Below are 26,923 nucleotides of genomic sequence, written 5' to 3' on the forward strand. Positions count from 1 at the left end.
TATTATTCCGGTATCCGATGCGTCAGGGACTGAAGGATGTCGGCATTCAGTTCGTCATATTCGTTGCTCCACAATCCCGGTGCGAAGCCAACGAAAATCACGCTGCCGGGCATCGGCTCTACGTGGCGGCGGTTCCAGTAAGCAACCGGCACTTTTTGTGTCTGACCGGTGGGATAAATCACCCACGCATAGCTGCGTTCCGCGCCGCGGAGCAGGCTCATCTCATCCAGGTAACTCACCACATCCCTGCCAGGTGTAAACGGTTTTTTCCCTGGGCTGCTAACCAGCCCCACCACGGTAATCGTGGCCGGTGGTGGCCCCACCCATAGCGAGTATTCACCCTCCAGCGGACGATTCGCCAGCCGATGCGTACGAACGTAATCCGGATCCAGATTGATTATCTGCCTGCCAGTCACCTTCACCGCCTGCAACTGCTGGCGCAGTGAATTGATCGCGGCAGCAGTGTCACCGCTTTCGTCAGCAGCAAGCGTGCTCAGGCGCGTTAACAACACCTGATGCCGAGCCTGCTCCGCCTGCGTAGCGTGACGTTCACTGACTACGGCCCCAGGCCACCAGCTCTGTGCAAGCAGAGGTTGACCGACCAAATCGCTCAAATGCGTGGCGTGGGATAACGTTTTCGGTTTGCCGTCGCCAGCTACGTAGATATTCACTGTCCCGTCGGCCAGCGCGAGCGGAGAAGCGAGGCTGGCTAATAACAGAAGAAAAGTGCGCATCGTCATTGTTTAGCCGCCTTAATCAGTGTGGTCTTCACCGGGAACCAGTCTGCGCCCAGATACTGCTCCGACTGCCTGATTACCCCGGCGTTATCCACCCAGAAGCGGTTGCGCCAGCTTTTATTGTCCGTGGTAACATCCTCGTCGAGAATACGCACCGCAGTGACATCATTCGCCAGCTTGACGGTGTCAGTGCCGTTCCAGTGGAAGACGGAGCGCGCAGTGGCATAGCGCACCTGTTTGTGCTCCGTCCAACCTATAGTGCGCGTCCAGCTTGCACCATCAATGATTTGATTCGGTTTTGCCAGTGGATCGGACGCCAGGTTATTCACTTCAATCAGGTTATCGCCGCCGAGCTGTGTTTTTACGATGCGATAATTCTGCGTCACGATGGTCGCCTGATCCTGCGTTACCCATTTCTGCTGACCGTTTTCGTCGAAAGCGAGCACCACAAACAATTGCGGGCCGTTGTTAAGCTGCATGTATTGGCTGGCATAGGGCATGTTGAGAATTTCTTCATCTGTCAGTTGCACGCCTGGCACGCCAAAAACGCTATCCCACAGTGAATTTCCCAGGCCTTTGATTTGGCCAGAACATGCCTGAAGCAGCAGGCAAATTAAAATAATACCAGGTCGCTTCACGACTCTTCTCCGAGAGGGGCGGAAATAACCACACCGAAGTGTGGTTAGAGTTAATGTACTCGTGATTACTGAGTACTTGTGGTCGTGGTGGTCGTGGTTCCAGTGTTGGAGCCATCACCGCCACCGGTTGCCGCCAGCGCGACACCCACCGCAGACCCTACGGTGCTGACGCTCGTCGCAGCAGAACTACCTGCCGACACAGAGGTCGCTGCCGACCCTGCCGCTTCACCGATTTGTACCGGTGCAGCAAAAGCAGACGTCGCCGCAAGCGCGGATATGGCAAGAATGCCATACAGGACTTTTTTCATATCAATTTCCCTTCATTGAATGAATGGAGATTTGCCTGAAAAAACTCAGGCGATATCGAGTATACACAACTAAAGCAGATCAATTACGTAACGGGAAATAGCAGAGAATATTTTCGGAGGATTGGAAAATAAGGTACACACGAGAAAACAATTACAAAAAAATCTCATTTAATTCAAATAATTAAATAATCACAGGGGATTAAAACAATAAGGCTACTCCTAAAATGCATAGCAATGACTGGAAATGATGGCAGCTTTTTCAGATAAACCTGAGCCCCGATATCTGCCGCAAAGAATCAACGCGCGCCCGTAATTTAGCAAAGGGGGTAATATCATTATCGAAATCGCTTATATATATTGTGGAAACCCGGAATCAATATATATGGGCTCCGTTTGGGAAACGGAAATATTGTTCGTTAAGGCTGTTTTTTAACCACTAAGGTGTGAAGAAACTGCTTTCTATAAGGCATTACTTATGGATCATCCAGTGATCCTTTGTCATCCAGTCTTTGGACAAAAGACGCACACAATATGCATCTCAATACGGTTAGGCCTCAGACTCTACTTTGACTCAGGGCCAATGCCCGTACCTGTGGGTTTAATTGATTTGGAATGAATCCATCCACTCACTGGATCACCATCCTTGTCAAAAAAGATAACAGATGAAAACCCCTTATACTCTGCATATAAATTAACCTGATCACTATTAATTATAAATAAATCTTTTATTTTACATGTCTCATCTGGTGCACTATAAAAATATACCCTATGTGTATCAGTTACCACATATCCTGAATCTGATGACTGAGTCAGATCTTGATATCGTTCAGCTACTGAATTAATTTCATCGCACCCTCCCCAAGATAAAAATGGAGAAAGCAGAAGAACCAACCCAGGTATAACTTTCATAGCAAATTCTCTCTCTTCATTATTTTTATTAGCTTATCTGCGTAGTTAGGATCTGTTGCATATCCGGCACGTTGAAGTCCTCTGGCCCAATCACAAGGGTCTGTATAATCGAATAAAAAATGATATCTTTTGTTTTTAGCAAAGAAAGCAGATCTGCCTGAAACACTTTCTTCATACGAATCATATTTCATGAATTTATCAACCATTGGTTTTTTAACACCGTTTATAAACTCATGTGTATTAACACAAACAAAACTTGGGTTGCCGTGAGCCTTAATACCGAATAAATTATTACTATACTCGCCACTATAAATATCGACAGGAACAGATTTTCCATATCCTGTTTCTAGAATGGCTTGCGCTGTAGTTATTGCAGCCGGAACATGTGATGTTAATTCATCTTTCCTGGCCTCATCAAAGACGAATTTAACAAACTCTTTATCGATTGGTTTTTTCGAGTTTAGCTTAATATTTATCGCATCCAGAAAAACTAGTGGATGCAGATGCCACGGATTTTCCACCATCCCCGCCACACGGTGCATCCAGCGGATATCCGTCAGGAACTTCATGCTGTAGGCGTACCACTCCGGCACGTCTCTTTTCAGCTGCGGCGTAAAGAACGTTTTCCACACCGGAGTTTCCGACGAGTAGTACCAGTCGCTGGGGTGCTTCACGCACAGGCGGTACAGGTGATCGCGCATTGATGGGTTCTGCACCGCACGCCGGTACTGTTCCGGGTTATACCGGGGAGATTTCGTGTCATCAATCTGGTTCAGCAACTGCCGGTAGTTGAACGCATCCCCCTTGCTCCAGGGCTGCCCACCATTGTCCGCCACGCTGAAAAACCGCTCAAAAATCGTCTTCACCAGCCCTTTCAGCTGCGTCTTCCCGTCGAGATGGTCAAAACTCACCGGGCTGTCCTCCGTGGCCTCAAAACCACGGCTGGCCAGATCGTACCGGGACAGCAGCTGCACATCGGACTCTGCCAGCAGCCCGCGCGACGAACCGCCCGGCCAGTAGCGCTTACCCTCTTTGTCCGTCACAGCCTGCCCGGACAGCGCCATCACCGTTTCGGTCTGTGTGGTTATCAGATCCTTTTGTATTTCCCCGCTGGTGACTTTCAGGTACACCGGTATACCCTTCGGACAGCGGGCAAAAACAGGTATCTCGCGCCCCACACCTTCCGGATTGCTCAGGAAGCGCGGCAGATCGTCCGTCGTCAGGCATTCGATATGCACCTGATAGCGTTTTTCATGCCCGTCCTCCGTGGGGAACTGAAACCAGCCCAGATGGCCCACCGGATCACCGGCCTTAATCGGATAAGGGGTCGGACACACCACCGTATCAAACTGCATGGTTTCGCGTGACGGCGGCAGGAGCGGCGACCACCACACCGGACGGGTGACGCTGTCGCAGGCCGGAACCAGATTTCCTTTGTCGCACACCGTCCACACCCGGTCCCCGGCGTTCAGGCTCATACTGCCAGTGACCGGCTCCGCCAGCGTGACGTGCGCATACTGCCGCCCGTTGCTCCCGGTCATCGTGTCATCGCTGACCGCTTTGTCCCATGTCACCCGTGTACCGGGCGGCAGCTCTGCCGCCACCCACTGCCGTGACGCGTCCACATACGCATTCAGGTGCTGGTCGTCAGCAACTTTAAACGCAGTACTGTCCTGCTCCGGATAGGCCAGCCATGGCGCGAGATGCATATACAGGGTGTAAAAGATCAGCCCGCTCTCTGCCGTTTCCCCTGGCTGAACACGGTGGCGAATAAGCACAAAAGAGCCGGAGTAGCGCAAATCCCCCCAGTACCACGGCACGCTGAGATAATCACGGTTAATCCGGTACGCCACCACCTCACCGTCTGCCATGCACCGCACGGCCTGCTCCCCCTTAAACGGCACAGGGAAATCCACGGCCTCATTCATCGCCTGGCCGCTGAGCGCACACCACGGTGTGGTGGTGTCGGTAATGTGAATACCACCGTGCCACATACCATTACGGCCAATCAGCCAGTGCCCGGTGGCTTCCCCTTCAAGATGCGCCAGCATCTCCTCCAGGTTACTGAACTCCCCGCCCCGGTTATTTTTCGGCACCGGCCAGCGGATGGCCGGGAGCTGCTGGCCGTTTTCCGGCTTCGACATAGCAAATCCTTTTTGTTTATCGGGTTAAATAACGGCCCATCATACTCCAGGCGTAACTTAACAAAAATTTCCCGATTCTGATTGCCGGTACAACGCCTGGATGCGACATATCCGGGAAGGGCTGTATCCCGTTGCATCCGCTGTTTCCCTGATACTCAGTTTCTTGACCTGCCGGTAGTACAGGACTTTCTGATGCTGTATCACGAAAGTGATCTTGAAATAACGGAGCATTACACCGATACGGCAGGCTTCACGGAACATGTTTTCGCGCTGATGCATCTGTTGGGGTTCGCTTTTGCACCAAGGATCCGGGATCTTCACGACAAGCGGTTGTTTATTCAGGGGAAGGTTGATAAATATCCTGCGCTACAGTCAATTATTTCCACAACTCCACTGAATATCAAAGAGATAGAAATACACTGGAATGAAATTTTGAGGCTGGCGACATCAATAAAGCAGGGAACGGTGACTGCTTCTCTGATGCTGAAAACACTGGCCAGCTATCCGAAACAGAATGGGCTTGCTAAGGCACTGAGGGGAAATCGGTCGCATTGAACGAACACTGTTTATGCTGGACTGGTTCCGCGATCCTTCACTACGTCGCAGAGTTCAGGCTGGACTGAACAAAGGGGAAGCCCGGAATGCCCTTGCCAGAGCCGTTTTCATGCATCGTCTGGGCGAAATAAGGGATCGTGGCCAGGAAAACCAGAGTTACCGCGCCAGTGGGCTTACGCTGTTCACCGCCGCGATCACATTGTGGAATACCGTGTATATAGAAAACGCCATTAACTTACTGAAAAAGAAAGGGCTACATATCAATAATCAGTTGCTGTCACACTTGTCTCCACTGGGCTGGGAGCACATTAATCTGACGGGGGACTATATCTGGCGAAACAATAAAAAACTTGTTGAAGGGAAGTATCGTTCTTTGCTGCCAGTTGGTATCAGCCAGTACAAAAAATCATCTTAACATACAATATCTTCCGTTTCCCAAACAGAGCCCTATATGCACAGGGGATTAATATATTCAGCAGGCGAAAAAAAGCGCCGCCGAAGCGACGCTCTATCTGTAGCTCGATTATCCGCGCCAGGATTTATAGCGGTTAATCAGACCGTTGGTTGAACTGTCATGGCTGGAGATGGCTTTATCATCGCCCAGTTCAGGCAGAATGCGGTTCGCCAACTGTTTACCCAGCTCCACGCCCCACTGGTCAAAGGTGAAGATATTAAGGATAGCGCCCTGAGTGAAGATCTTGTGCTCGTAGAGCGCAATTAATGCACCGAGGCTAAACGGCGTGATTTCACGCAGCAGGATGGAGTTGGTCGGACGGTTGCCTTCAAACACTTTGAACGGCACAACGTGTTCCAGCGTGGCCGGATCTTTACCCTGGTCCCGGTATTCCTGTTCAACCACTTCACGGGATTTACCAAAAGCCAGCGCTTCGGTCTGTGCGAAGAAGTTAGACAGCAATTTCTGGTGGTGATCAGAAAGCGCGTTGTGGGTAATAGCCGGCGCGATGAAGTCGCACGGCACCATCTTGGTTCCCTGATGAATTAGCTGATAGAACGCGTGCTGACCGTTAGTCCCCGGTTCACCCCAGATAATCGGGCCAGTCTGGTAATCCACGGCGTTGCCGTTACGGTCAACGTATTTACCGTTAGATTCCATGTTGCCCTGCTGGAAATAGGCAGCAAAGCGGTGCATGTACTGGTCATATGGCAGGATAGCTTCAGTTTCAGCACCAAAGAAGTTGTTGTACCAGATGCCGATCAGCGCCAGCAGTACTGGCAGGTTTTTCGGCAACTCAGTGGTGGAGAAGTGTTTGTCCATCGCGTGAGCGCCGGAGAGCAGCTCAACAAAGTTGTCGAAACCCACGGAGAGGATGATCGACAGGCCAATGGCTGACCACAGTGAGTAGCGGCCGCCCACCCAATCCCAGAACTCAAACATGTTCGCGGTGTCGATACCAAACTCACCAACCGCTTTGCCGTTGGTGGAGAGTGCGGCGAAGTGTTTCGCAACGTGTTTTTCGTCACCGGCTGTTTTCAGGAACCAGTCGCGCGCGCTGTGGGCGTTGGTCATGGTTTCCTGGGTTGTGAAGGTTTTAGAGGCCACGAGGAATAGCGTGGTTTCCGGGTTCACTTTTTTCAGCACTTCGGCAATATGCGTGCCATCGACGTTAGAGACGAAATGCATGTTCAGGTGATTTTTGTAAGGGCGCAGCGCTTCGGTGACCATAAACGGACCGAGGTCAGAGCCACCAATACCGATGTTCACCACATCAGTGATCGGTTTGCCGGTATAGCCTTTCCATGCGCCTGAAATGATCGCTTCAGAGAAGGTTTTCATCTTCTCCAGCACAGCATTCACTTCCGGCATCACGTCTTTGCCATCAACCAGAATCGGGGTATTACTACGATTACGCAGCGCAACGTGCAGGACGGCGCGATCTTCGGTGCGGTTAATCTTTTCCCCGGAGAACATGGACTTAATGGCCGCTGCCAGGTCGGTCTCTTTGGCGAGCGCCAGCAACTTATCCAGAGTCTCTTGCGTGATGCGGTTTTTGGAGAAATCCACCAGCATCAGGTCATCGAAGGTTGCGGAAAACTTACTAAAACGGTCGCCGTCTTTCGCGAACAGATCCGCGATAGTGACGTTCTTCATGTCAGCGTAGTGTTTCTGTAATGCCTGCCAGGCAGAGGTCTGCGTTGGGTTGATGTTTTTCATAGCAATACTCTTCTGATTTTGAGAATTGTGACTGCGGTCGATTGTAGCGCCTGCCGGGGAAAATTGTGATGGTTTTTGTACCCGACCCTCTGTTCCGCGGCTCAAACATGGCGAAAACGGCCGATTATCCACATAACATAAGTCATTTTACTGATTGCAAAAGCCGCATGAAAAATCCGCATAATCCCGGCGTTGACAGCGCCCCCGCTAACCCTTTATTTATAACCACACTTCTTGCGCGTGCACGTAGAAGAAGATTATCGGATGGCATTGCGTTTATCCGGTCTATACACTCTGTAGGACCGACACGTATATCGCCAGCGAGCAGTTTAAAGTTACCTGAGTCAACGCCGCTTCAGTGCGACAAACGAAGGTAAGTATTACCAAAGCATTTCGCGTTGTGGCCAGGCGGCAACTGAACGCATCGCCGGGAGCTTACACCAGTAAGTGACCGGGGTAAGTGAAGGCAGCCAACACCACCACGGCGCGACAAACGAAGGTAAGTATTACCAAAGCATTTCGCGTTGTGGCCAGGCGGCAACTGAACGCATCGCCGGGAGCTTACACCAGTAAGTGACCGGGGTAAGTGAAGGCAGCCAACACCGCCACGGCGCGAAAGGCGAAGGTAATAGCCAGAAGAGGCGCGTTGCCCAGGTACACGGTGTACGAAGTGCCAGACTAAAGAAAACACCTGAGGGGGAGCAACGCCGAGATAACAAAGCGCCTGGCAGCGTGCGTTATCGGCTACAGAGGCTGAATCCTCTGGGTTGTCACCAGAAACGTTCGCAGTCGGGCGTTTCGCAAGGTGGAGCGCTTCTGGGGAGAACGTAGTTGTTTTGTTATCTGCGCCACCCCTGTTTTTCGCTCTTCCCTTGTGCCAAGGCTGAATATTGGATCCCCTGACACGAGGTTGTTATGACGAGTTTAGTTGTCGCCAAATTTGGCGGCACCAGTGTTGCCGATTACGATGCCATGAACCGCAGTGCGGACGTGGTGCTTGCCGATGCCAGTGTCCGCCTGGTTGTTCTCTCCGCCTCTGCGGGCGTGACCAATCTGCTGGTTGCCCTGTCTGAAGGGCTTGAAGCCAGCGAGCGCTTCGTAAAACTAGACGCTATCCGCAAAATTCAGTTCGATATCCTGGAACGTATGGCGAATCCTTCCGTGATTCGTGAAGAGATCGAACGCCTGCTGGAAAATATCACCACCCTGGCGGAAGCCGCATCGCTCGCGACCTCTACTGCCCTGACCGACGAGCTGGTGAGCCATGGCGAATTAATGTCGACCCTGCTGTTTGTTGAAATACTACGTGAACGTAATGTCCAGGCTCAGTGGTTTGACGTGCGTAAAGTCATGCGTACCAGCGATCGCTTTGGCCGTGCTGAGCCAGATGTCGCCACGCTGGCTGAGCTTTCCGCCCAGCAGCTCGCACCGCGCCTCAGCGAAGGGTTAATCATTACCCAGGGCTTTATCGGTAGCGAAGCCAAAGGCCGTACCACCACGCTGGGCCGTGGCGGCAGCGACTATACGGCAGCCCTGCTGGGTGAAGCGCTACACGCCTCGCGTGTGGATATCTGGACAGATGTTCCGGGCATCTATACCACCGACCCACGCGTCGTTCCGGCAGCAAAACGCATTGATGAAATCGCCTTTGAAGAAGCGGCTGAAATGGCCACTTTTGGCGCGAAAGTACTGCATCCGGCCACCCTATTGCCCGCCGTGCGCAGCGACATTCCGGTATTTGTCGGCTCCAGCAAGGATCCGAAAGCAGGCGGTACGCTGGTATGCAACAAAACCACTAATCCGCCGCTGTTCCGCGCACTGGCGCTGCGCCGCAGACAAACGCTGCTGACGCTGCACAGCCTGAACATGCTGCACTCCCGTGGCTTCCTGGCCGAAGTGTTCGGCATCCTCGCACGACATAATATCTCTGTCGATCTGATCACTACCTCCGAAGTGAGCGTTGCGCTGACACTGGATACCACCGGTTCAACATCAACCGGCGATACGCTGCTGACCCAGTCGCTGCTGACCGAACTGTCATCGCTGTGCCGCGTGGAAGTGGAAGAGAACCTTGCGCTGGTGGCGCTGATCGGCAATGAACTGTCGAAAGCCTGCGGCGTGGGAAAAGAGGTGTTTGGCGTGCTCGACCCGTTCAACATTCGAATGATCTGCTACGGCGCATCCAGCCATAACCTCTGTTTCCTGGTGCCAGGCGCCGAAGCAGAGCAGGTTGTACAGAAGTTGCATCATAATTTGTTTGAATAAAATTCCTTAGCACGATAAACAATAACGATGGCCGGGCACGAACCCGGCCTTTTTATAAAAAAACACAACAATCGCAAGGAATTCCTCACATGCTCGCAACACTGACGCGGCTGTTCCCATTATGGGCGCTGCTGCTTTCCGTCCTCGCTTATTACTTCCCGCCCACGTTCATCGCCATCGGTCCGTGGGTGACCACGCTGCTGATGCTGATTATGTTCGGTATGGGCGTGCATCTGAAACTTGATGATTTTAAACGTGTGCTCTCTCGCCCGGCACCGGTCGCCGCAGGAATTTTTCTGCACTATCTGGTGATGCCGCTGGCGGCATGGTTACTGGCGTTGATCTTTAAGATGCCGCCGGATTTGTCCGCCGGAATGGTGCTGGTCGGCAGCGTCGCCAGCGGTACGGCGTCGAACGTGATGATCTATCTGGCAAAAGGCGACGTCGCGCTGTCAGTCACCATCTCTTCTGTCTCAACCCTGGTCGGTGTGATCGCCACGCCGCTGCTAACGCGCCTGTACGTCGATGCGCATATCCAGGTGGATATGATGGGTATGCTGATCAGTATTATGCAAATTGTGGTGATCCCAATAGCGCTGGGGTTGGTTGTGCATCACCTGTTCCCGCGCGTGGTGAAAGCGGTCGAACCGTATCTGCCCGCCTTTTCGATGGTTTGTATCCTGGCGATTATCAGCGCGGTAGTGGCCGGTTCTGCGGCGTATATCGCCTCGGTTGGTCTGGTGGTGATTCTCGCGGTGATCCTGCACAACAGCATCGGTCTGCTGGGCGGTTACTGGGGCGGACGCCTGTTCGGTTTTGATGAATCCACCTGCCGCACGCTGGCGATTGAAGTCGGCATGCAAAACTCCGGTCTGGCCGCCGCGCTGGGTAAAATCTATTTCTCCCCGCTCGCCGCACTCCCTGGCGCATTGTTCTCCGTCTGGCATAACCTCTCTGGTTCACTGCTGGCGGGTTACTGGTCCGGTAAACCCGTCGACGGGCGTAACGCGAATGCGGTAAAAGAGGGTTAAAACGGTGGAATAGTTGAGCCTCAGCCATTCCACTTAACCTGCAGTCTGGCTAACGGGCTCAATAAATATCGGTTGAAACATTAAATCGTTCAGCCAGAGCCCGGATTATGTTTGGTTTAATCACGCTACCCTGCGAAATCAGAATGTCACCCACGCTCTGGCAAATATGAGAAGCGCGTTCCCGCGTTTATGCCCCATCGTGCATGCTTTACCTGGCCGTATCGCGTACACTCGTGGCACTTCCCGAGGAGAGAATCCATGGCCCTGACCAGACTGACGCAAAAAGAGATGACGGAGAGCGAACAGAGGGAGCTAAAAACCCTGCTCGATCGCGCCCGTATCGCGCACGGACGCCCGCTCAGCAATTCTGAAGCGAATCATGTGAAAAAAGAGTACATCGATAAGCTGATGGAGCAGCGTGAAACGGAAGTGAAGAAAGCCCGCAAAGCAAAAAAACAGCAGGCTTATAAACCGGATGAGAGCACGACCTTTTCCTGGTCGGCGAATACCTCAACGCGCGGCAGACGCTAATCAGCGCCCTTTCTTTTTCCTGCCCGGCTGGGTAAAGCGTTTACCCGCCGGTTTGCCCCGGTTTTTCTCTTCGGGCTTCGCAATATTGACGGCAGGTTTTCTCGCAGCCTGCGGTTTTGCTTTGGCTTTCGGCTTTGCTTCTGAAGATGAGTTTTCGATCAGTTTGAACAGCGCGATCAGTTCGTCGTCGGTTAAATCGCGCCACTCTCCCGGCGGCAGCCCGGTGAGGCTGACATTCATAATACGCGTGCGTTCCAGTTTTGTGACTTCATAGCCGAAATGTTCGCACATGCGGCGGATCTGGCGGTTCAGCCCCTGCACCAGCGTGATGCGGAAGGTAAAAGGCGCCTCTTTCTTAACCTTGCACTTTTTGGTTACCGTGCCGAGGATTGGCACGCCCGCGCCCATGCCCCGAATAAACTCATCGGTCACCGGTTTGTTGACGGTCACCAGATACTCTTTTTCGTGGTCGTTACCTGCGCGCAGGATTTTATTCACTAAGTCGCCGTGATTAGTGAGAAAAATCAACCCTTGCGAATCTTTGTCCAGACGACCAATAGGGAAGATACGGCTACTATGATTAACAAAATCAACAATATTGTCTTTTTCGCCGTCTTCGGTGGTACTGACAATGCCAACCGGTTTATTCAGCGCGATAAATACCAGATCTTCTGCATTTCGCGGCTCGATAAGTTGACCGTTCACTTTGACAACGTCTCCGGCAGCAACTTGATCGCCAATCCCGGCGCGCTTGCCGTTGATAAAGACATTGCCCTGCTCAATGTAACGATCGGCCTCACGACGCGAGCAGATACCGCTTTCGCTGATATATTTGTTTAAACGTGTTGATTGGGTTGGCAGCATAAACTCTCCTGTAAAAGCGGAATATAACTGTCTTTAAGAGGAGAAAAAATGGATTTTTATCGTGCGTAAATTAATTTGTGCGCTAACCCGATAAAACCAGAGGTTTTAAAAGCCGTGCCCACTGGCACGGCGGGGTTAATTATCGTCGCGATCATCATCTTCATCGGGTTGTTCCAGAACGCCATAGGCCACCGAGCAAAACAGGGAGTTGAGTCGTTTCATGTCCCCCAACAGAGCAAGGTGCAACGAACTGGTTTCAATGCTCTGAACGTTTTGCTGATGCAGTCGATCAACATGCGCATGCGCATAGCGCCGGTTCATAATACGGAAGCGGTGCTTGCTGCGACGCAGTCGGCGGGCGCTGGTGACATCGCTGGAGAAAAACACTGACATCGCCAGTTTCAGATTTCCCACCAGCCGTTCATGCAGCGCATCCAGCTCTTTCAGCCCTTCCCCTGAAAAAGCGCGTCGTGCGGCTAACGATTTGTCGGCAATTTCACTGCCCATCCGCTCGACAATATCGGAAGCCTGTTCCAGGTTAAGCGACATCTCGATAATTTCCGCCCAGCGCTTTGACTCCTCTTCCGCCAGCTCCTCTTTCGGCATACGCGCCAGATAGAGCTTGATAGCGGTATAGAGTACGTTGACGTCATCTGCCAGCTTGCGCAGCTCTTTCTCCTGCCGCGGTTCGCCGTGCATCACTTTATGCAACCCTTCCAGCATCAGCTCCATTGCATCGCCTATGCGCAACGTTTCGCGCGCGGCATTCGCCAGCGCCAGCGTCGGCGTATCCAGCGCAGAACTGTCGAGATGTTTGGGTTTCAGACGTGCATCCAATTCTTGTTCATCACTAATGATGCGTTTGCAAAATTTTGCCATCGGCCCGGCAAACGGCACCATCGCCAGACAGCGGATCAAGTTGTAGAAAACGTGGAAGTAAATCACCAGTTCCGCTTCCGGCAGCGGCAGTTTTTGCATCGAACTGGCGAGCACATGGACAAACGGCAGAATAATCAGGCTGCCTACCAGCTTAAACAGCAAGCTACCGAGCGCCACCCGGCGGGCAGCAGCATTAGCAGCACTGTTGTTCAGCATCGCCAGCAAACCGGAACCAAGGTTGGCGCCAATCACCAGGCATAGCGCCACCGGAAACGAGATAATACTGGCGGCGGCCAGCGTTGCCGTCAGCAGTACGGCGGCCAGGCTTGAATAACTGATTATCGCAAAGATTGCACCAATCAGCGCATCCAACAGGATATCCCCCGTTAGCGAGGCAAAAATCACCTGTACCCCGCTTGCCTGGGTGATTGGCGTAACCGCCTGCACGATGAGTTCCAGCGCCAGTAGGATCAGCCCAAGACCAATACTGACGCGGCCAAGTTGTCCTTCACGGGTTTGTTTGCGGCCGAGGAAAAAAATCACGCCTATAAAGATCAGCAGCGGCGACAGCCAGGAAAGATCGAAAGTCAGCACGCGCGCCATCAGCGCAGTCCCGACATCGGCACCAAGCACGATCACCAGTGCCGGGGTCAGCGCCACTAAATCCTGCGCCACGAAGGATGTCACCAGCATGGTTGTCGCGTTGCTGCTCTGCACCAGCGCGGTCACGCCGATACCCGCGCAGAAGGCGAGCGGTTTTTTCTCTACACTGCGGCTGAGCACCGTCCGTAAACGGGAGCCAAAAACGCGCATCACGCCGGTACGGACAATATGGGTGCCCCATACCAGCAAGGCAACAGCAGATAACAGATGAAGCAAAGTCAGCACTGAGTGGGATCCCCCTTATTGTTATGCGTTGCAGACTATCTGCAAATAGCCACAACATTATGGTTTAAGTATAAGGTGTTAAAGCCAGGAATAACGCAGAACACTGCTTAAGCATCCTACGAGTTGTAAGGAAAAATGACGGTTTTGTGACAATGATAGAGGCTCAGCGCTTAACGGCTGGCGGCATCCATGGCCTGCGACTCATCATTTCGTTTAATCCACATAATAGAGCCAAGTTTGACCACCTCTGACAAGACAAACAACAGGATGGCGATCCACGGAGAGCGCACATCGGAGAAATGTATAATCAGTGGGATAAACGCAATGGAGCATTTCAACGAAAATACCCGACCAATTTCCTGTACGATTAAAAATATACCATTGATATCCTTTTTGGCGATCATCCACCAGCCAGAAAATGCTAATGAAACAATCAACGCAATATTAATAAAGAACAGCAACTGGATCAAACCACCGCTTAAACCGCCTACACCTAATTGCGTGTAGTTGGTATAAAACCCATGGATGTCGGAATAAAAAGGAACGCCACCACCCTGTATCGAAAAAAATAAATATCCGGCTAATGCCAGTGCATCCATAACCCCCCAGAACAGGTATATCTTATTTTTTAAACTCATAATCTTCATCCCTTACCCCTGGAATCCATTGCCATGATTTACCCGATTGCGTCCAGGCATAATCTCCTTCGAGATATTTTTGACTTATCGATCGCTTGTCGCCATAGCGCCTGATTACCGAACGATTATAGAGAATTTCCCGGGTATCTGATACTACACTGTCCGGAATGGGCGTCCACAACTGGATTTTATCCCGCGAGGTATTCATATAATCTTTGCCATCCGAGCCAAATACACGCCCCTGCTCGCCCATACTGGTCGCGCGGTTGAGTAACATCACCGCCGCGTTTTTAACGCCATGAAAGTCCGTCTCGTTGGTTTTCCAGTATCCGGGGCCGTACTCCGCCGTTACAGGCACAAAGCTGCTACGGGTTGGTGAAGGCGTGCCGTGAATCGCTACGCTGTCTTTAAAACCGTTCAGTATGGCCCTGATATAGACAGCATTAAACGACACTTCCTGTACGCAAAACAGCGCGCCGTTTTCCGCAATAAAAAACGGATAGTAGAAGCGGTTGCGGGCGCTGACATTTGGCCGTACCACCACCACCACGCCTCTATCCACCAGACTATCAATATATTTCTCTTTTTGATGGCCTAAGGGGTCGTGCGGTAAACCATATTTAAAACCATGGTGTTTTTTAATGCTATAACCATCGATACTCCCAAGGACATTATTAGGACTACTTTCGATAAAATATTCCTTTCTGATAATATTTTTCGCAATGTCCGGCGCGAGGATATTTTCATAATCTTTCGGCAATAAATTTCTTTTTCTTATATCATAAACGTTCATTTTATAAGACCTAAGTTAAATTTATGACAAACGAATGAACTGCAAAAAAAGGAAGTAATCTTGCCTGTTGGCCAGCGCTCATCATACGCATGAAGAAGAACAGTGGTCTAAGGAATCATCCAACTTTAAGAAAGTTCTTAGTTTCAATTTGTATTATGTTTGCTTAGTGAAGTTTTTATGAAAAGTGATGAAAAAAAACGGGGCATTAAATAATGCCCCGTCGCTATGCAATGTATTGCGGTTAGTCGGCATCGTAGCCTAAATTTGCGGACAGCCAACGCTCAACCTCTGACACTGACATGCCTTTACGCCGCGCATAATCCTCCACCTGATCGCGCTGAATTTGCGCGACGGCGAAATACTTGCTCTCCGGATGGCTAAAATACCAGCCGGAAACCGAGGCGCCCGGCCACATGGCATAAGATTCTGTCAGCTTCATACCGGTATGTTTTTCCACATCCAGTAACTGCCAGATGGTGCCTTTTTCGGTATGTTCCGGGCATGCAGGGTAGCCCGGTGCGGGGCGAATCCCCTGGTAGTTCTCGCGGATTAGCTCTTCATTGTTGAGGTTTTCATTTAGCGCATAACCCCAGTACACTTTACGCACCCGCTCATGCAGGTATTCGGCAAACGCCTCTGCAAGGCGATCGGCCACCGCTTTCACCATAATTTTATTGTAATCATCATGTGCGGCATCATAAGCCTCTGCCAGCGCGTCTTCTTCCAGCCCGCCGGTCACAGCAAAAGCGCCGATGTAGTCTGCTTTTCCGCTCAGTTTCGGCGCAACAAAATCGGCCAGGCAGTAGTTGGCGAAACCGGTTTTTTCGGTCTGCTGACGCAGATGGCAACCGACCGTCAGCACCTGCGTGCGGGTTTCATCACGGTAGATTTCTATGTCATCACCGACGCGGTTTGCCGGAAACAACCCGACCACACCGCGCGGGTTAAGCCGCTTTTCCGCACTCAGCATATCGAGCATCTCGTTCGCATCCTTAAACAGACGCTTCGCCTCTTCGCCCACCACCTCATCTTCCAGAATGCGCGGATACTTGCCCGCCAGCGACCAAGTCATAAAGAACGGCGTCCAGTCGATATAGTTGCGCAGCGTCTCGATGCTGGCCGCGACCTCATGCACGCCGGGGCGATGCGCCACCGGCGGTGTATAACTCGTCCAGTCGAAAGCCAGATCGTTTTCCCGTGCAGCCTGCAAGGTTACCGGCGGTGTACGCGGTTTTTTGCGCGCGTGCTGAATGCGCACCGTTTCATACTCTTTTCGTGTGCGGGCGACAAACTCATCGCGCTGGGTGTCCGACAGCAGTGACGACACGACACCCACTGTGCGTGAGGCGTTCTGCACATAGATCGTCGGCCCGCTGTAGTTTTGCTCGATTTTAACTGCCGTGTGCGCTTTCGAGGTGGTCGCGCCGCCAATCAGCAGCGGAATGGTGAACCCCTGGCGTTCCATCTCTTTAGCCACGTTGACCATCTCATCGAGCGACGGCGTAATCAGCCCGGAAAGGCCAATCAGGTCAGCGTTCACTTCGCGGGCGGTTTTCAGGATTTTGTCGGCCGGCACCATTACACCAAGATCGACGATTTCGTAGTTATTGCACTGCAACACCACGCCGACGATGTTTTTGCCGATATCATGCACATCGCCTTTCACTGTGGCGATCACCATCTTGCCGTTGCTTTTGCCCTGCTCTTTGCTGGCTTCGATATACGGCTCCAGGTAAGCTACCGCCTGCTTCATCACGCGGGCGGATTTAACTACCTGCGGCAGGAACATCTTACCTTCGCCGAACAGATCGCCGACTACGTTCATACCGTCCATCAGCGGCCCTTCGATCACCTCGATCGGGCGAGCGGCTTGCTGACGGGCTTCTTCGGTATCCTGCTCAATAAATTCGGTAATACCTTTCACCAACGAATATTCGAGGCGCTTTTTCACATCCCAGCTACGCCACTCGGCCAGTTGCGCCTGTGCGCCATTATCCGCACCTTTACTGCCGCGATATTTTTCGGCCAGATCAAGCATGCGCTCAGTGGCATCGTCACGACGGTTAAGAATCACATCCTCAACGCCATCGCGCAGCTCGGCGGGTAGATCGTCATAAATCGCCAACTGACCGGCGTTTACGATCCCCATGTCCATACCGTTGCGAATAGCGTAATAAAGGAAGACGGCGTGAATCGCTTCACGCACCGGATCGTTACCGCGGAAGGAGAAGGAGACGTTCGATACACCGCCGGAGATCAGCGCATGCGGCAGCTCGCGTTTGATATCTTCACAGGCGCCGATAAAGTCCTGCGCATAGTTGTTGTGCTCTTCAATCCCGGTCGCCACCGCGAAGATATTTGGGTCGAAGATAATGTCTTCCGGCGGGAATCCTACCTCTTCGGTGAGGATTTTATAGGCGCGGCGGCAAATGTCGATTTTGCGCGCGCGGGTATCCGCCTGACCCACTTCATCAAAGGCCATCACCACCACCGCCGCGCCGTAACGGCGCACGCGTTTCGCGTGATGGATAAACGGCTCAACCCCTTCTTTCATAGAGATGGAGTTAACAATGCCTTTGCCCTGGATGCATTTCAGTCCTTTTTCAATCACCTCCCACTTCGAGGAGTCGATCATGATCGGCACACGGGCGATGTCCGGTTCACCAGCGATCAGATTGAGGAAGCGCACCATCGCCGCTTCGGCATCAAGCATCCCCTCATCCATGTTGATATCGATGATCTGCGCGCCGCTTTCCACCTGCTGGCGCGCCACGTCGAGCGCTTCGTTGTATTTTTCTTCTTTGATCAGACGCTTGAATTTGGCCGAGCCGGTAACGTTAGTTCGTTCGCCGACGTTTACAAACAGGCTGTCGTCGCCGATATTCAACGGCTCAAGCCCGGAAAGGCGGCAAGCCACCGGGATTTCCGGCAGTTTACGCGGTGACAGCCCGGCAACAGCGTTGCTCATGGCAGCGATATGTTCCGGCGTGGTGCCGCAGCAACCACCGACGATATTCAGGAACCCGGCCTCCGCCCACTCGCGGATCTGCGTCGCCATGGTAGCGGCATCCAGATCGTACTCGCCAAAGGCATTCGGCAGACCGGCGTTCGGGTGCGCGGTAACGTAACATTCAGCAATGCGCGACAATTCCTGCACGTACTGGCGCAGTTCGTCTGGCCCCAGCGCGCAGTTAAGGCCGAAAGTAAGCGCATCGGCATGGCGCAGCGAGTTGTAAAATGCCTCTGTCGTCTGGCCGGAGAGCGTACGACCGGACGCATCGGTAATAGTGCCGGAAATCATGATCGGCAGTTCAATACCCAACGCATCAAATTCTTCTTTAACAGCAAAGATCGCCGCTTTGGCGTTAAGCGTATCGAACACCGTTTCGATTAGGATCAGGTCGGCACCGCCTTCCACCAGCGCTTTGGTTGATTCGCGGTAGGCCTCCACCAGTTGATCGAAGGAGATATTACGAAACGCCGGATCGTTGACATTCGGGGAAATGGAGGCAGTGCGGTTAGTCGGGCCAAGCACTCCAGCCACATAGCGTGGTTTCTCCGGCGTTTGTGCTGTCCATTTATCGGCGCAGGCGCGGGCCAGTTTCGCTGCGGCAAAGTTGATTTCCGCCGACAGGGATTCCATCTGGTAATCCGCCATGGCGATGGTCGTCGAGTTAAAAGTGTTGGTTTCGATGATATCCGCGCCCGCAGCAAAATAGGCGTCATGAATGGCGGTGATTACATCCGGCTTGCTGAGCACCAGCAAGTCGTTGTTTCCTTTCAGATCGCATGGCCAGTCGGCAAAGCGCTCGCCGCGAAAATCCTGCTCGCTCAGACGATAGCTCTGGATCATGGTACCCATACCACCGTCCAGAACCAGAATGCGTTCATTTAATTGCTGTTGTAGTTGTTCAACTTTGCTGCTCACACGTGCTCCCGACAAGGCTCAATCAGGCCAAAAGGCCAGCAAAACATACTGGCACAAAGTGGCAGAACGGAAAAGCGGCAGTGAGTTAACATGAGAGATGTTCAGCTTCACTCATCCGATCAGTATGCCACGGAGTTACGTTATACTCTGTTAAAACGAAAATGATTTCCACGATACAGAAAAAGGAGCCAGCCGATGGTCGCTTCCGTTCCCGCAAAACGTGGCAGAAAAGCCACCGCGCCAGCCGCTCCGGCCGGCGGACAAGTCCAGTCATTAACCCGTGGCCTGAAACTGCTGGAATGGATCGCAGAATCCCACGGCAGCATTGCGCTAACGGAACTGGCGCAACAGGCCGGTTTGCCCAATTCCACCACCCATCGACTGCTTACTACCATGCAGCAACTGGGCTTTGTCCGTCAGGTTGGCGAGTTGGGTCACTGGGCGGTAGGCGCACATGCTTTTATTGTCGGCAGCAGCTTTCTGCAAAGCCGCAACCTGATGGCGATTGTGCATCCCATTCTGCGTAAACTGATGGAAGAGTCAGGTGAGACGGTTAATCTTGCCGTGCTGGATAAAAGCGATCATCAGGCAATTATTATCGATCAGGTGCAGTGTACCCAGTTAATGCGAATGTCCGCGCCCATTGGCGGCAAGCTGCCAATGCACGCCTCCGGCGCAGGTAAGGCCTTTTTAGCACGGCTGGATGATGAGCAGGTCGGTAATCTGCTGCACCGCCAGGGGCTGCACGCCTATACCCACGCGACGCTGGTTTCGCCAGTGCATCTGAAAGAGGATCTCGCCCAGACGCGTAAGCGCGGCTACTCTTTTGACGATGAAGAACATGCGCTGGGTCTACGCTGCGTTGCCGCTTGTATTTATGATGAACACGGCGAGCCATTCGCGGCGATCTCTATCTCCGGGCCAATATCGCGTATGACAGATGACCGCGTGACCGAACTGGGCGCAATGGTCATTCGCGGCGCAAAAGAGGTGACGCAGGCCTACGGAGGAATGCGTTAATTACCTTCACTATTATCTCTTTATCCACTGAATAAACGCTGCAACTTATTTATCTCCCCTGTGACAGGCATCATCTCAACTCATAGGGGAGATCATCTCCAGCTATTCTTCCGCTATGCCGCTTATAGCGCGTAGCAATTCAACCTGCACGCCCACTTAACGTTCAGCCCGCTTGCCGTAAGGTGCCAGCGCCGAAACGTATGCTGAAGCGTTGACGCTTACGGTAGGCATAAACATCTTCCACATGTCCCTGCCGGATGCGTTCCTGTAACCCTCGCCAGTAGTCGGCGCGCAGTAAATCGGCGTGCATCTCCTCAAACAACGGGCCAATTTCTGGATCGGCGCACAGCCAGTGACGAAACTCCTGCGGAAAAACATCGCCGGGTGCCACGCTGTACCAGGGTTCAGCGCTCAACTCATCTTCCGGGTAGCGTGGAGGCGGAATATCGCGAAAATTCACCTCCGTCATATAGCAAATTTCATCGTAGTCGTAGAACACGACGCGGCCATGACGGGTGACGCCAAAGTTCTTGAACAGCATATCGCCGGGGAAGATATTGGCGGCGGCAAGCTGGCGGATGGCGTTGCCGTACTCTTCCACTGCATCACGCAGTTGCTGGCCTTTGACCTGCTCAAACCAGATGTTCAGCGGCACCATGCGCCGCTCAATGTAGAGATGGCTGATGGCGATACTGTCGCCGAGATCGGTGATTTTGCCTGGCGCCTGTTCCAGCAGTAATGTCATCAGCGCGGGGGCGATTTGCCTTTTTTCCAGCACAAAATTTTCAAACTCCTGCGTATCGGCCATGCGTCCGACGCGATCGTGCTCTTTGACCAACTGGTAACAGGCGCGAACATGTGCCGCACTCATCTCTTTTTGCGGAGGAAAGACGTCTTTAATGACTTTAAACACCCGGTCAAACCCCGGTAGCGTAAAGACCAGCATCACCATGCCGCGAATGCCCGGCGCTTCAATAAACTGCTCATTGCTGGCGCGGATGTAGTTCAGGTATTCGCGATAACTTTCGGTTTTGCCGTGCTTCTGGCAGCCAATCGCCATATACAATTCGGCGGTGGTTTTACCCGGCAGGATCTCCCGCAGCCACTCCACTGTCGCGGCAGGCAGCGGCGCATAGACCATAAAATAGGATCGGGCAAAACCAAACACGATGCTGGCTTCAGCAGGCGTGGTCAGGCAGGTATCGACAAACAGTTCGCCTTCATCGGTGCGGTGGATTGGCAGCAAAAAGGGCAGCGTTGCCAGCGGGGTGACGAGTTTGCCAACCAGCCAAGCTGCCTTATTGCGATAAAACAATTCATTTGCCACTTGCAGATGCGATTTCGCCAGACCTTCGTGGCCGAAAGCCTCCTGCAAATGTGCAGTGATATAACCGATATCGCGCGTTTTATCCTGCCACGGCAGGCGCAGCGGTAAATCCGTCAGCACTTTATTGAGTAACGCCTCCCAGCCGCGTTCCGGCCAAAAATCTTTCGCCAGCGGGCGCGGGATGGTGCGAAAGCGGCGCTCCGGCTGTGAGCTAAAGATAAATAAGCGCTCCGGCGTTAATGATCGGTGATCGAACAAGCGGCAGTAGACCGAATTGAAAAAACTTTCGGCAATCTCAAAGCGGGGGTAATCCGGTAGCAACCGGGTGTAATGCTCTTTAACCCGCAACAGAAACGCCGCGTCGGGGCTTTGGCTGTCGGTAATGCAGCGTAACTGCTCCACTACGAGGCCAACATGATGGTCATAAAGATGAATGCGCTGCTTCATCGCCTGCTGCACAGCCTGCCAGTCCGCCTGTTCAAAACGCTGCTGGGCACCGGATGTGACCTCCAGGAAGCGCCCATATTGCGCATCGAAGCCTTGCAGAATGGTTTGTGCAATCAGTAGTTCCAGGCCACGCGACATCTTTTGTCCTCATGTCGGGCAGAGTGTTGCCGGAGAGCGTTATCCGGCAGACGAGGGGCCGCAAACCCGGCAGCTTTTGCCTGCCGGGTATCGCCAATCAGAACTGCGCTTCTTCGGTCGAGCCTGTCAACGCGGTCACCGAAGAGGTACCGCCCTGAATAATGGTGGTGACCCTGTCGAAGTAGCCCGTGCCAACTTCCTGCTGGTGAGAAACGAAGGTGTAACCCTCTTTGCCTGCGGCGAATTCCGGCTGCTGTACCTTCTCGACATAGTGTTTCATCCCTTCGCCCTGCGCATAGGCGTGCGCCAGGTCGAACATGTTGAACCACATGCTGTGAATACCGGCGAGGGTAATGAACTGGAATTTATACCCCATGTCCGACAGCTCCTGCTGGAAGCGGGCGATGGTGCTGTCGTCGAGATTCTTTTTCCAGTTGAACGATGGCGAGCAGTTGTAGGCCAGCAGTTTGCCAGGGAATTTTGCATGGATCGCATCGGCAAACCGGCGTGCCAGCTTAAGGTCTGGCGTCGAGGTTTCGCACCACACCAAATCGGCATACGGTGCGTAAGCCAGGCCGCGGCTGATAGCCTGCTCAATCCCGGCATTTGTGCGGTAGAAACCTTCGTTGGTGCGCTCGCCGGTAATAAAGGCGCTGTCATAGGGATCGCAATCGGAGGTGATCAGATCGGCTGCATCTGCATCGGTACGTGCCACCAACAGCGTCGGAACGCCCAGCACATCCGCAGCGAGACGCGCAGCTACCAGTTTCTGCACCGCTTCCTGTGTCGGTACCAGCACTTTGCCGCCCATATGCCCGCATTTTTTCACCGACGCGAGCTGATCTTCAAAGTGAACGGCAGCAGCACCGGCCTCAATCATCGATTTCATCAGTTCAAAGGCATTAAGCACGCCGCCAAAACCGGCTTCGGCATCCGCCACGATTGGCAGGAAATAGTCTACAAAACGCGGATCGCCCGGTTCAATACCGGAAGCCCACTGGATCTGATCGGCGCGACGGAAGGTATTGTTAATCCGTTCGACCACCGACGGTACCGAATTCGCCGGATAGAGCGACTGATCCGGATACATGCTTGATGCCAGGTTAGCATCTGCGGCGACCTGCCAGCCGGAGAGGTAAATTGCTTCGATCCCCGCTTTCGCCTGTTGTAAGGCCTGACCACCGGTCAGCGCGCCAAGGCTATTGATGTAACCTTTTTTCGATTCGCCATGCAGCAGCCGCCACATTTTGGCCGCGCCCAGTTGCGCCAGCGTACATTCCGGATTGACCGAACCGCGTAATTTCACCACCTCTTCCGCGCTATATGGGCGGCGGATGCCTTCCCAGCGCGGTTGCTTCCACTCTTTTTGTAATTCTTCGATTTGTTGGGTACGAGTTTTCATATGCGGATGCTCCATAGGGTGTCAGGTTGGTGAATTAAGCAAGTAAGCGATAGCCGGGCAACGTCAGGAAGTCGATCAGCTCATCAGAGGTGGTGATCTGCTCCATCAGCCGAGCTGCGTCGTCAAAACGACCGCTGCTGAATCGTTGCTCGCCCAGCTCGTCCTGAATAACCAGCATCTCTTCGGCCAGCATCTGGCGGAACAGCGTTTTGGTCACCGGTTTGCCGTTGCTGAGCGTCTTTTCGTGGTGGATCCACTGCCAGATAGAGGTGCGGGAGATTTCGGCGGTGGCGGCATCTTCCATCAGCCCGTAAATCGGTACGCAGCCATTGCCGGAGATCCACGCTTCGATGTATTGCACCGCCACGCGAATATTGGCACGCATACCCTCTTCGGTGCGTTCACCTTCACACGGCGCCAGCAGTTGCTCTGCGGTGATTGGGGCATCGTCTTTACGGCTGATAAACAATTGGTTTTTATTATCGCCGAGCGCGGCGTTGAACACGTCCATCACTGTATCGCCAAGGCCCGGGTGAGCAATCCAGGTACCGTCATGACCGTTACGCGCTTCGAGTTCTTTGTCGGCTTTCACTTTATTCAGTACCCAGTTGTTGCGTTCGGCATCTTTACTGGGAATAAACGCCGCCATACCGCCCATAGCGAATGCGCCGCGGCGATGACAGGTTTTGATTAACAGGCGGGAATAGGCGCTGAGGAAAGGCTTATCCATGGTGACCACCTGGCGATCCGGTAAAACCCGATCCGGATAGTTTTTCAGAGTTTTGATATAGCTGAAGATATAATCCCAGCGTCCGCAGTTTAGCCCGACAATATGATCGCGCAGCGCGTGCAGGATTTCGTCCATCTGAAACACAGCAGGCAGCGTTTCAATCAGCAGCGTCGCTTTAATGGTGCCGCGCGGCAAATTAAACCGGTCTTCGGTATAACTGAATACCTCACTCCACCAGGCCGCTTCTTGCCAGGACTGGGTTTTCGGCAGATAAAAATAGGGACCACTACCTTTGGCGAGCAGGTTTTTATGGTTATGAAAGAAGTAGAGTGCAAAGTCGAACAGGCTGCCGGGGATCGCTTCACCACGCCAGGTCACATGCTTTTCTGGCAGATGTAAGCCGCGCACGCGGCAGACCAGAACCGCTGGATTGGGCTTTAGCTGATAAATCTTGCCAGCCTCATTGGTATAGCTGATGGTGCCGTTGACCGCATCGCGCAAGTTAATCTGCCCATCGATCACTTTGTCCCAGTTCGGCGCCAGCGAATCTTCAAAATCCGCCATGAAAACTTTGACATTGGCATTCAGCGCATTGATGACCATTTTGCGTTCCACCGGCCCGGTGATCTCCACGCGGCGGTCGAGCAGATCTTCCGGTACTCCACGAATCGTCCAGTCAGATTCACGAATGGAAGCTGTTTCCGAAATAAATCCAGGCAACGTACCGGCATCAATTTGTTGCTGTTGGCGCTGACGCGCTGCCAGTAGCTGATTACGTTTTGGCGTAAAACGTGTCACCAGCTCGCTCAGAAACTCTACTGCCTCCGGAGTAAGTATCTGCCTCTCCTGTTCGCCATACGGCTGGGTAAAGGCCAGTTCATCGATTGTTGTTGCCTGTTGTGTCATGGTGCGATTCCTCTTTTTTGCAGCAAAGTCATTTCCCAATGCTGACGAAGATCGTTTGTGCAGTTTTCGTTCAGCAGGATCAATCCTGGCGAATAAATTTTCCAAAATCAAAAACAATTTCCATTTTATAATGAAAAAGTAAATAACTAACTGATAACAATGAAGTTATAGTTTTATTATGTTGAGAAGTGATTTTCGGAAATAAAAAAAGCGCCCGAAGGCGCCTGGTATGTAGGGCTGAAACGCTTAATCCAGCGTCGGATTCATGTGGCGCAGATCGTATGGCGTGATCTGGTAGACGTAGTAGTTGAGCCAGTTGATGAACAGCAGGTTGCCATGGCTGCGCCAGGAGGCGCGCGGTTTATTCTGCGAATCGCCTTGCGGGAAATAGTTATGCGGCAGTTCAGGACTGAGGCCAGCTTCCACATCGCGGAAATATTCATTCGCCAGCGTGTTAGCATCGTATTCCGGGTGTCCGGTTACAAAAGCAATACGTTTATCTTTGCTGGCAAACAGGTAGGCATCGCCCTCTTCTGTTTCGGCCAAAATCTCCAGATCCGTGTAGTCGCGGATCAGTGCCGCCGGGAAATCCGCATAGCGGGAGTGCGGAGCAAGGAAGACATCATCAAAACCGCGTGTCAGCAGCGCGTGGGGATGAAGGATGTGGTGCTCATACACACCGGAGAGCTTTTCACTGCGGGTCTGCTTGGGAATGCCATAAAGAATATTGAGTGCGGCCTGTACTGCCCAACAGACAAACAGCGTTGAGGTAACGTGATCTTTCGCCCACTCCAGTACCTGCTCGATCTGCGGCCAGTAGGCAACATCGTTAAACTCAACCAGACCCAGCGGCGCGCCGGTAACAATCAGGCCATCGTAGTTTTCGTGGCTGATTTCATCAAAATTACAGTAAAAGGTATTCAGGTGCTCAGCTGGCGTATTGCGCGACTCGCGGGAATCGATGCGCAGCAGGCGCACATCAACCTGTAGCGGTGAGTTGGACAGCAGACGCAGAAACTGGTTTTCTGTCTCAATCTTCTTTGGCATCAGGTTCAGGATCAATACCTTCAGGGGACGGATCTCCTGAACTGTCGCGCGCGAAGTCGTCATTACAAAGACGTTCTCGTCACGCAAGAAATTGACGGCTGGCAGCTCGTCCTGCACCCGAATCGGCATAACTTATATCCTCACTGCATACGTTTAAACGTTTAGACATCCAGATAGCCGAAGATACCCAGGAATCAGCAAAATGTCGAGTCCGCAAGTGAAAGGTGAGAAAGTTTCACGTCATGGTTCGTCTATGCAATGATTTTAGATTTTTTGTCGTGCAGAATGCAAAAAGGCCATCCTTACGGATGGCCTTTTCACGGGTTTGATGCCTGGCAGTTCCCTACTCTCGCATGGGGAGACCCCACACTACCATCGGCGCTACGGCGTTTCACTTCTGAGTTCGGCATGGGGTCAGGTGGGACCACCGCGCTAGTGCCGCCAGGCAAATTCTGGTGCACGAAACGAATCTTTTCCACTGAGACTGTGTTGGCTGCTCTTGCGAACTCAGTCACATACCACCGTATGCTCCTTCCTTCGCCGCGTTTGCCGCCTTGCCTCAGCGTAAAATCTTTCGTTTCCGCTAATCTGAATCAAAGCTGAATATTGCTCGTCTTCTCAAATC

19 protein-coding genes, 1 rRNA gene, 2 pseudogenes and 1 riboswitch are annotated in these 26,923 nt (G+C 52.7%); of the genes and pseudogenes, 5 read left to right on the plus strand and 17 right to left on the minus strand.

The features are described from left to right. Positions 1-2 precede the first annotated feature (2 nt). The 6 genes and pseudogenes from GA0061070_RS14585 to GA0061070_RS25535 all read right to left on the minus strand — a co-directional run. Entirely contained in the window at positions 3-740 is a 738-nt protein-coding gene (locus GA0061070_RS14585; protein WP_090136800.1) for a capsule biosynthesis GfcC family protein, read from the minus strand. Next, the gene (locus GA0061070_RS14590) at positions 737-1,375 is read right to left on the minus strand and encodes a YjbF family lipoprotein (protein WP_090136801.1); all 639 of its coding nucleotides are present in this window, start codon (positions 1,373-1,375) and stop codon (positions 737-739) included. Before GA0061070_RS14590 ends, GA0061070_RS14585 begins: the two co-directional genes overlap by 4 nt. 65 nt (positions 1,376-1,440) lie before the next feature. Further along, the gene (gene yjbE / locus GA0061070_RS14595; protein WP_090136802.1) at positions 1,441-1,683 is read right to left on the minus strand and encodes an exopolysaccharide production protein YjbE; all 243 of its coding nucleotides are present in this window, start codon (positions 1,681-1,683) and stop codon (positions 1,441-1,443) included. Positions 1,684-2,244: 561 nt separating this feature from the next. Then, positions 2,245-2,592 (minus strand): hypothetical protein, encoded by a 348-nt coding sequence (locus GA0061070_RS24795; RefSeq protein WP_139109772.1) that lies wholly within the window; start codon positions 2,590-2,592, stop codon positions 2,245-2,247. Then, positions 2,589-4,736, minus strand: coding sequence for a glycoside hydrolase family 73 protein (locus GA0061070_RS14600; RefSeq protein WP_090136803.1), 2,148 nt, complete (start codon positions 4,734-4,736; stop codon positions 2,589-2,591). The genes GA0061070_RS24795 and GA0061070_RS14600 overlap by 4 nt, the downstream gene beginning before the upstream one ends. Positions 4,737-4,793: 57 nt before the next feature. Continuing rightward, positions 4,794-4,934 (minus strand): annotated as a pseudogene (locus GA0061070_RS25535) (recombinase family protein); the annotation flags it as partial. On the opposite strand from GA0061070_RS25535, the pseudogene GA0061070_RS14610 reads away from it, so the two are divergent. Continuing rightward, positions 4,929-5,706 (plus strand): annotated as a pseudogene (locus GA0061070_RS14610) (Tn3 family transposase); the annotation flags it as partial. The pseudogenes GA0061070_RS25535 and GA0061070_RS14610 overlap by 6 nt on opposite strands. 108 nt (positions 5,707-5,814) lie before the next feature. On the opposite strand, the gene pgi reads toward GA0061070_RS14610, so the two are convergent. Then, positions 5,815-7,464: a glucose-6-phosphate isomerase gene (gene pgi, locus GA0061070_RS14615; protein WP_090136804.1), complete on the minus strand. Its 1,650-nt coding sequence runs from the start codon at positions 7,462-7,464 to the stop codon at positions 5,815-5,817. 628 nt (positions 7,465-8,092) lie between these two features. Then, positions 8,093-8,288: riboswitch (Lysine riboswitch) on the plus strand. A gap of 91 nt (positions 8,289-8,379) precedes the next feature. Here pgi and lysC point away from each other — a divergent pair. The 3 genes from lysC (at position 8,380) to GA0061070_RS14630 (ending at position 11,291) form a co-directional block, all read left to right on the plus strand. Further along, on the plus strand, positions 8,380-9,729 hold the full coding sequence (lysC, locus tag GA0061070_RS14620) for a lysine-sensitive aspartokinase 3 (RefSeq protein WP_090136805.1): 1,350 nt from the start codon (positions 8,380-8,382) through the stop codon (positions 9,727-9,729). Positions 9,730-9,818: 89 nt separating this feature from the next. Then, positions 9,819-10,760 carry a ketopantoate/pantoate/pantothenate transporter PanS gene (gene panS, locus GA0061070_RS14625; RefSeq protein ID WP_090136806.1) on the plus strand — a complete coding sequence of 314 codons (942 nt, stop codon included), beginning with the start codon at positions 9,819-9,821 and terminating at the stop codon, positions 10,758-10,760. 258 nt (positions 10,761-11,018) lie between these two features. Continuing rightward, the gene (locus tag GA0061070_RS14630) at positions 11,019-11,291 is read left to right on the plus strand and encodes a YjbD family protein (protein ID WP_090136807.1); all 273 of its coding nucleotides are present in this window, start codon (positions 11,019-11,021) and stop codon (positions 11,289-11,291) included. Here GA0061070_RS14630 and rluF read toward each other — a convergent pair whose 3' ends face one another. From rluF to metH, 5 genes are all read right to left on the minus strand, one after another. Continuing rightward, positions 11,292-12,155, minus strand: a complete 864-nt coding sequence (gene rluF / locus GA0061070_RS14635; protein ID WP_090136808.1) for a 23S rRNA pseudouridine(2604) synthase RluF — start codon at positions 12,153-12,155, stop codon at positions 11,292-11,294. Between the two features lie 135 nt (positions 12,156-12,290). Then, on the minus strand, positions 12,291-13,922 hold the full coding sequence (locus tag GA0061070_RS14640; RefSeq protein ID WP_090136809.1) for a Na/Pi cotransporter family protein: 1,632 nt from the start codon (positions 13,920-13,922) through the stop codon (positions 12,291-12,293). A gap of 170 nt (positions 13,923-14,092) precedes the next feature. Beyond that, positions 14,093-14,569 (minus strand): hypothetical protein, encoded by a 477-nt coding sequence (locus GA0061070_RS14645; RefSeq protein ID WP_244153135.1) that lies wholly within the window; start codon positions 14,567-14,569, stop codon positions 14,093-14,095. Then, positions 14,544-15,353, minus strand: a complete 810-nt coding sequence (locus GA0061070_RS14650) for a DUF8093 domain-containing protein (protein WP_244153137.1) — start codon at positions 15,351-15,353, stop codon at positions 14,544-14,546. The genes GA0061070_RS14645 and GA0061070_RS14650 overlap by 26 nt, the downstream gene beginning before the upstream one ends. 241 nt (positions 15,354-15,594) lie before the next feature. Continuing rightward, entirely contained in the window at positions 15,595-19,281 is a 3,687-nt protein-coding gene (metH, locus tag GA0061070_RS14655; protein ID WP_090136811.1) for a methionine synthase, read from the minus strand. A 195-nt stretch (positions 19,282-19,476) separates the two neighbouring features. On the opposite strand from metH, the gene iclR reads away from it, so the two are divergent. Further along, on the plus strand, positions 19,477-20,301 hold the full coding sequence (gene iclR, locus GA0061070_RS14660; protein WP_090136812.1) for a glyoxylate bypass operon transcriptional repressor IclR: 825 nt from the start codon (positions 19,477-19,479) through the stop codon (positions 20,299-20,301). 163 nt (positions 20,302-20,464) lie between these two features. Here the strand turns inward: iclR and aceK are convergent, their stop codons facing one another. The 5 genes from aceK to rrf all read right to left on the minus strand — a co-directional run bounded on the left by aceK (position 20,465) and on the right by rrf (position 26,744). Next, complete coding sequence (gene aceK, locus GA0061070_RS14665) at positions 20,465-22,213, minus strand: bifunctional isocitrate dehydrogenase kinase/phosphatase (RefSeq protein ID WP_090136813.1); 1,749 nt, start codon at positions 22,211-22,213, stop codon at positions 20,465-20,467. A gap of 97 nt (positions 22,214-22,310) precedes the next feature. Then, positions 22,311-23,615 carry an isocitrate lyase gene (gene aceA / locus GA0061070_RS14670; RefSeq protein ID WP_090136814.1) on the minus strand — a complete coding sequence of 435 codons (1,305 nt, stop codon included), beginning with the start codon at positions 23,613-23,615 and terminating at the stop codon, positions 22,311-22,313. Between the two features lie 34 nt (positions 23,616-23,649). Continuing rightward, complete coding sequence (gene aceB, locus GA0061070_RS14675; RefSeq protein ID WP_090136815.1) at positions 23,650-25,251, minus strand: malate synthase A; 1,602 nt, start codon at positions 25,249-25,251, stop codon at positions 23,650-23,652. Between the two features lie 246 nt (positions 25,252-25,497). Then, positions 25,498-26,427, minus strand: coding sequence for a homoserine O-acetyltransferase MetA (gene metA / locus GA0061070_RS14680; RefSeq protein WP_090136816.1), 930 nt, complete (start codon positions 26,425-26,427; stop codon positions 25,498-25,500). 201 nt (positions 26,428-26,628) lie between these two features. Then, positions 26,629-26,744 (minus strand): 5S ribosomal RNA (rrf, locus tag GA0061070_RS14685). Between the last annotated feature and the right edge of the window lie 179 nt (positions 26,745-26,923).

The organism is Kosakonia oryziphila, assembly GCF_900094795.1.
GTDB classification, from domain to species: domain Bacteria; phylum Pseudomonadota; class Gammaproteobacteria; order Enterobacterales; family Enterobacteriaceae; genus Kosakonia; species Kosakonia oryziphila.

Excerpts from the sequence above, each read along its gene's own strand:
- GA0061070_RS14650 (WP_244153137.1), bottom strand. The coding sequence starts at position 15,353 with ATGAACGTTTATGATATAAGAAAAAGAAATTTATTGCCGAAAGATTAT.
- GA0061070_RS24795 (WP_139109772.1), bottom strand. The coding sequence starts at position 2,592 with ATGAAAGTTATACCTGGGTTGGTTCTTCTGCTTTCTCCATTTTTATCT.
- aceA (WP_090136814.1), bottom strand. The coding sequence starts at position 23,615 with ATGAAAACTCGTACCCAACAAATCGAAGAATTACAAAAAGAGTGGAAG.
- GA0061070_RS14585 (WP_090136800.1), bottom strand. The coding sequence starts at position 740 with ATGACGATGCGCACTTTTCTTCTGTTATTAGCCAGCCTCGCTTCTCCG.
- yjbE (WP_090136802.1), bottom strand. The coding sequence starts at position 1,683 with ATGAAAAAAGTCCTGTATGGCATTCTTGCCATATCCGCGCTTGCGGCG.
- GA0061070_RS14645 (WP_244153135.1), bottom strand. The coding sequence starts at position 14,569 with ATGAAGATTATGAGTTTAAAAAATAAGATATACCTGTTCTGGGGGGTT.
- rluF (WP_090136808.1), bottom strand. The coding sequence starts at position 12,155 with ATGCTGCCAACCCAATCAACACGTTTAAACAAATATATCAGCGAAAGC.
- GA0061070_RS14630 (WP_090136807.1), top strand. The coding sequence starts at position 11,019 with ATGGCCCTGACCAGACTGACGCAAAAAGAGATGACGGAGAGCGAACAG.
- GA0061070_RS14600 (WP_090136803.1), bottom strand. The coding sequence starts at position 4,736 with ATGTCGAAGCCGGAAAACGGCCAGCAGCTCCCGGCCATCCGCTGGCCG.
- aceK (WP_090136813.1), bottom strand. The coding sequence starts at position 22,213 with ATGTCGCGTGGCCTGGAACTACTGATTGCACAAACCATTCTGCAAGGC.
- pgi (WP_090136804.1), bottom strand. The coding sequence starts at position 7,464 with ATGAAAAACATCAACCCAACGCAGACCTCTGCCTGGCAGGCATTACAG.
- panS (WP_090136806.1), top strand. The coding sequence starts at position 9,819 with ATGCTCGCAACACTGACGCGGCTGTTCCCATTATGGGCGCTGCTGCTT.
- lysC (WP_090136805.1), top strand. The coding sequence starts at position 8,380 with ATGACGAGTTTAGTTGTCGCCAAATTTGGCGGCACCAGTGTTGCCGAT.
- metA (WP_090136816.1), bottom strand. The coding sequence starts at position 26,427 with ATGCCGATTCGGGTGCAGGACGAGCTGCCAGCCGTCAATTTCTTGCGT.
- iclR (WP_090136812.1), top strand. The coding sequence starts at position 19,477 with ATGGTCGCTTCCGTTCCCGCAAAACGTGGCAGAAAAGCCACCGCGCCA.
- aceB (WP_090136815.1), bottom strand. The coding sequence starts at position 25,251 with ATGACACAACAGGCAACAACAATCGATGAACTGGCCTTTACCCAGCCG.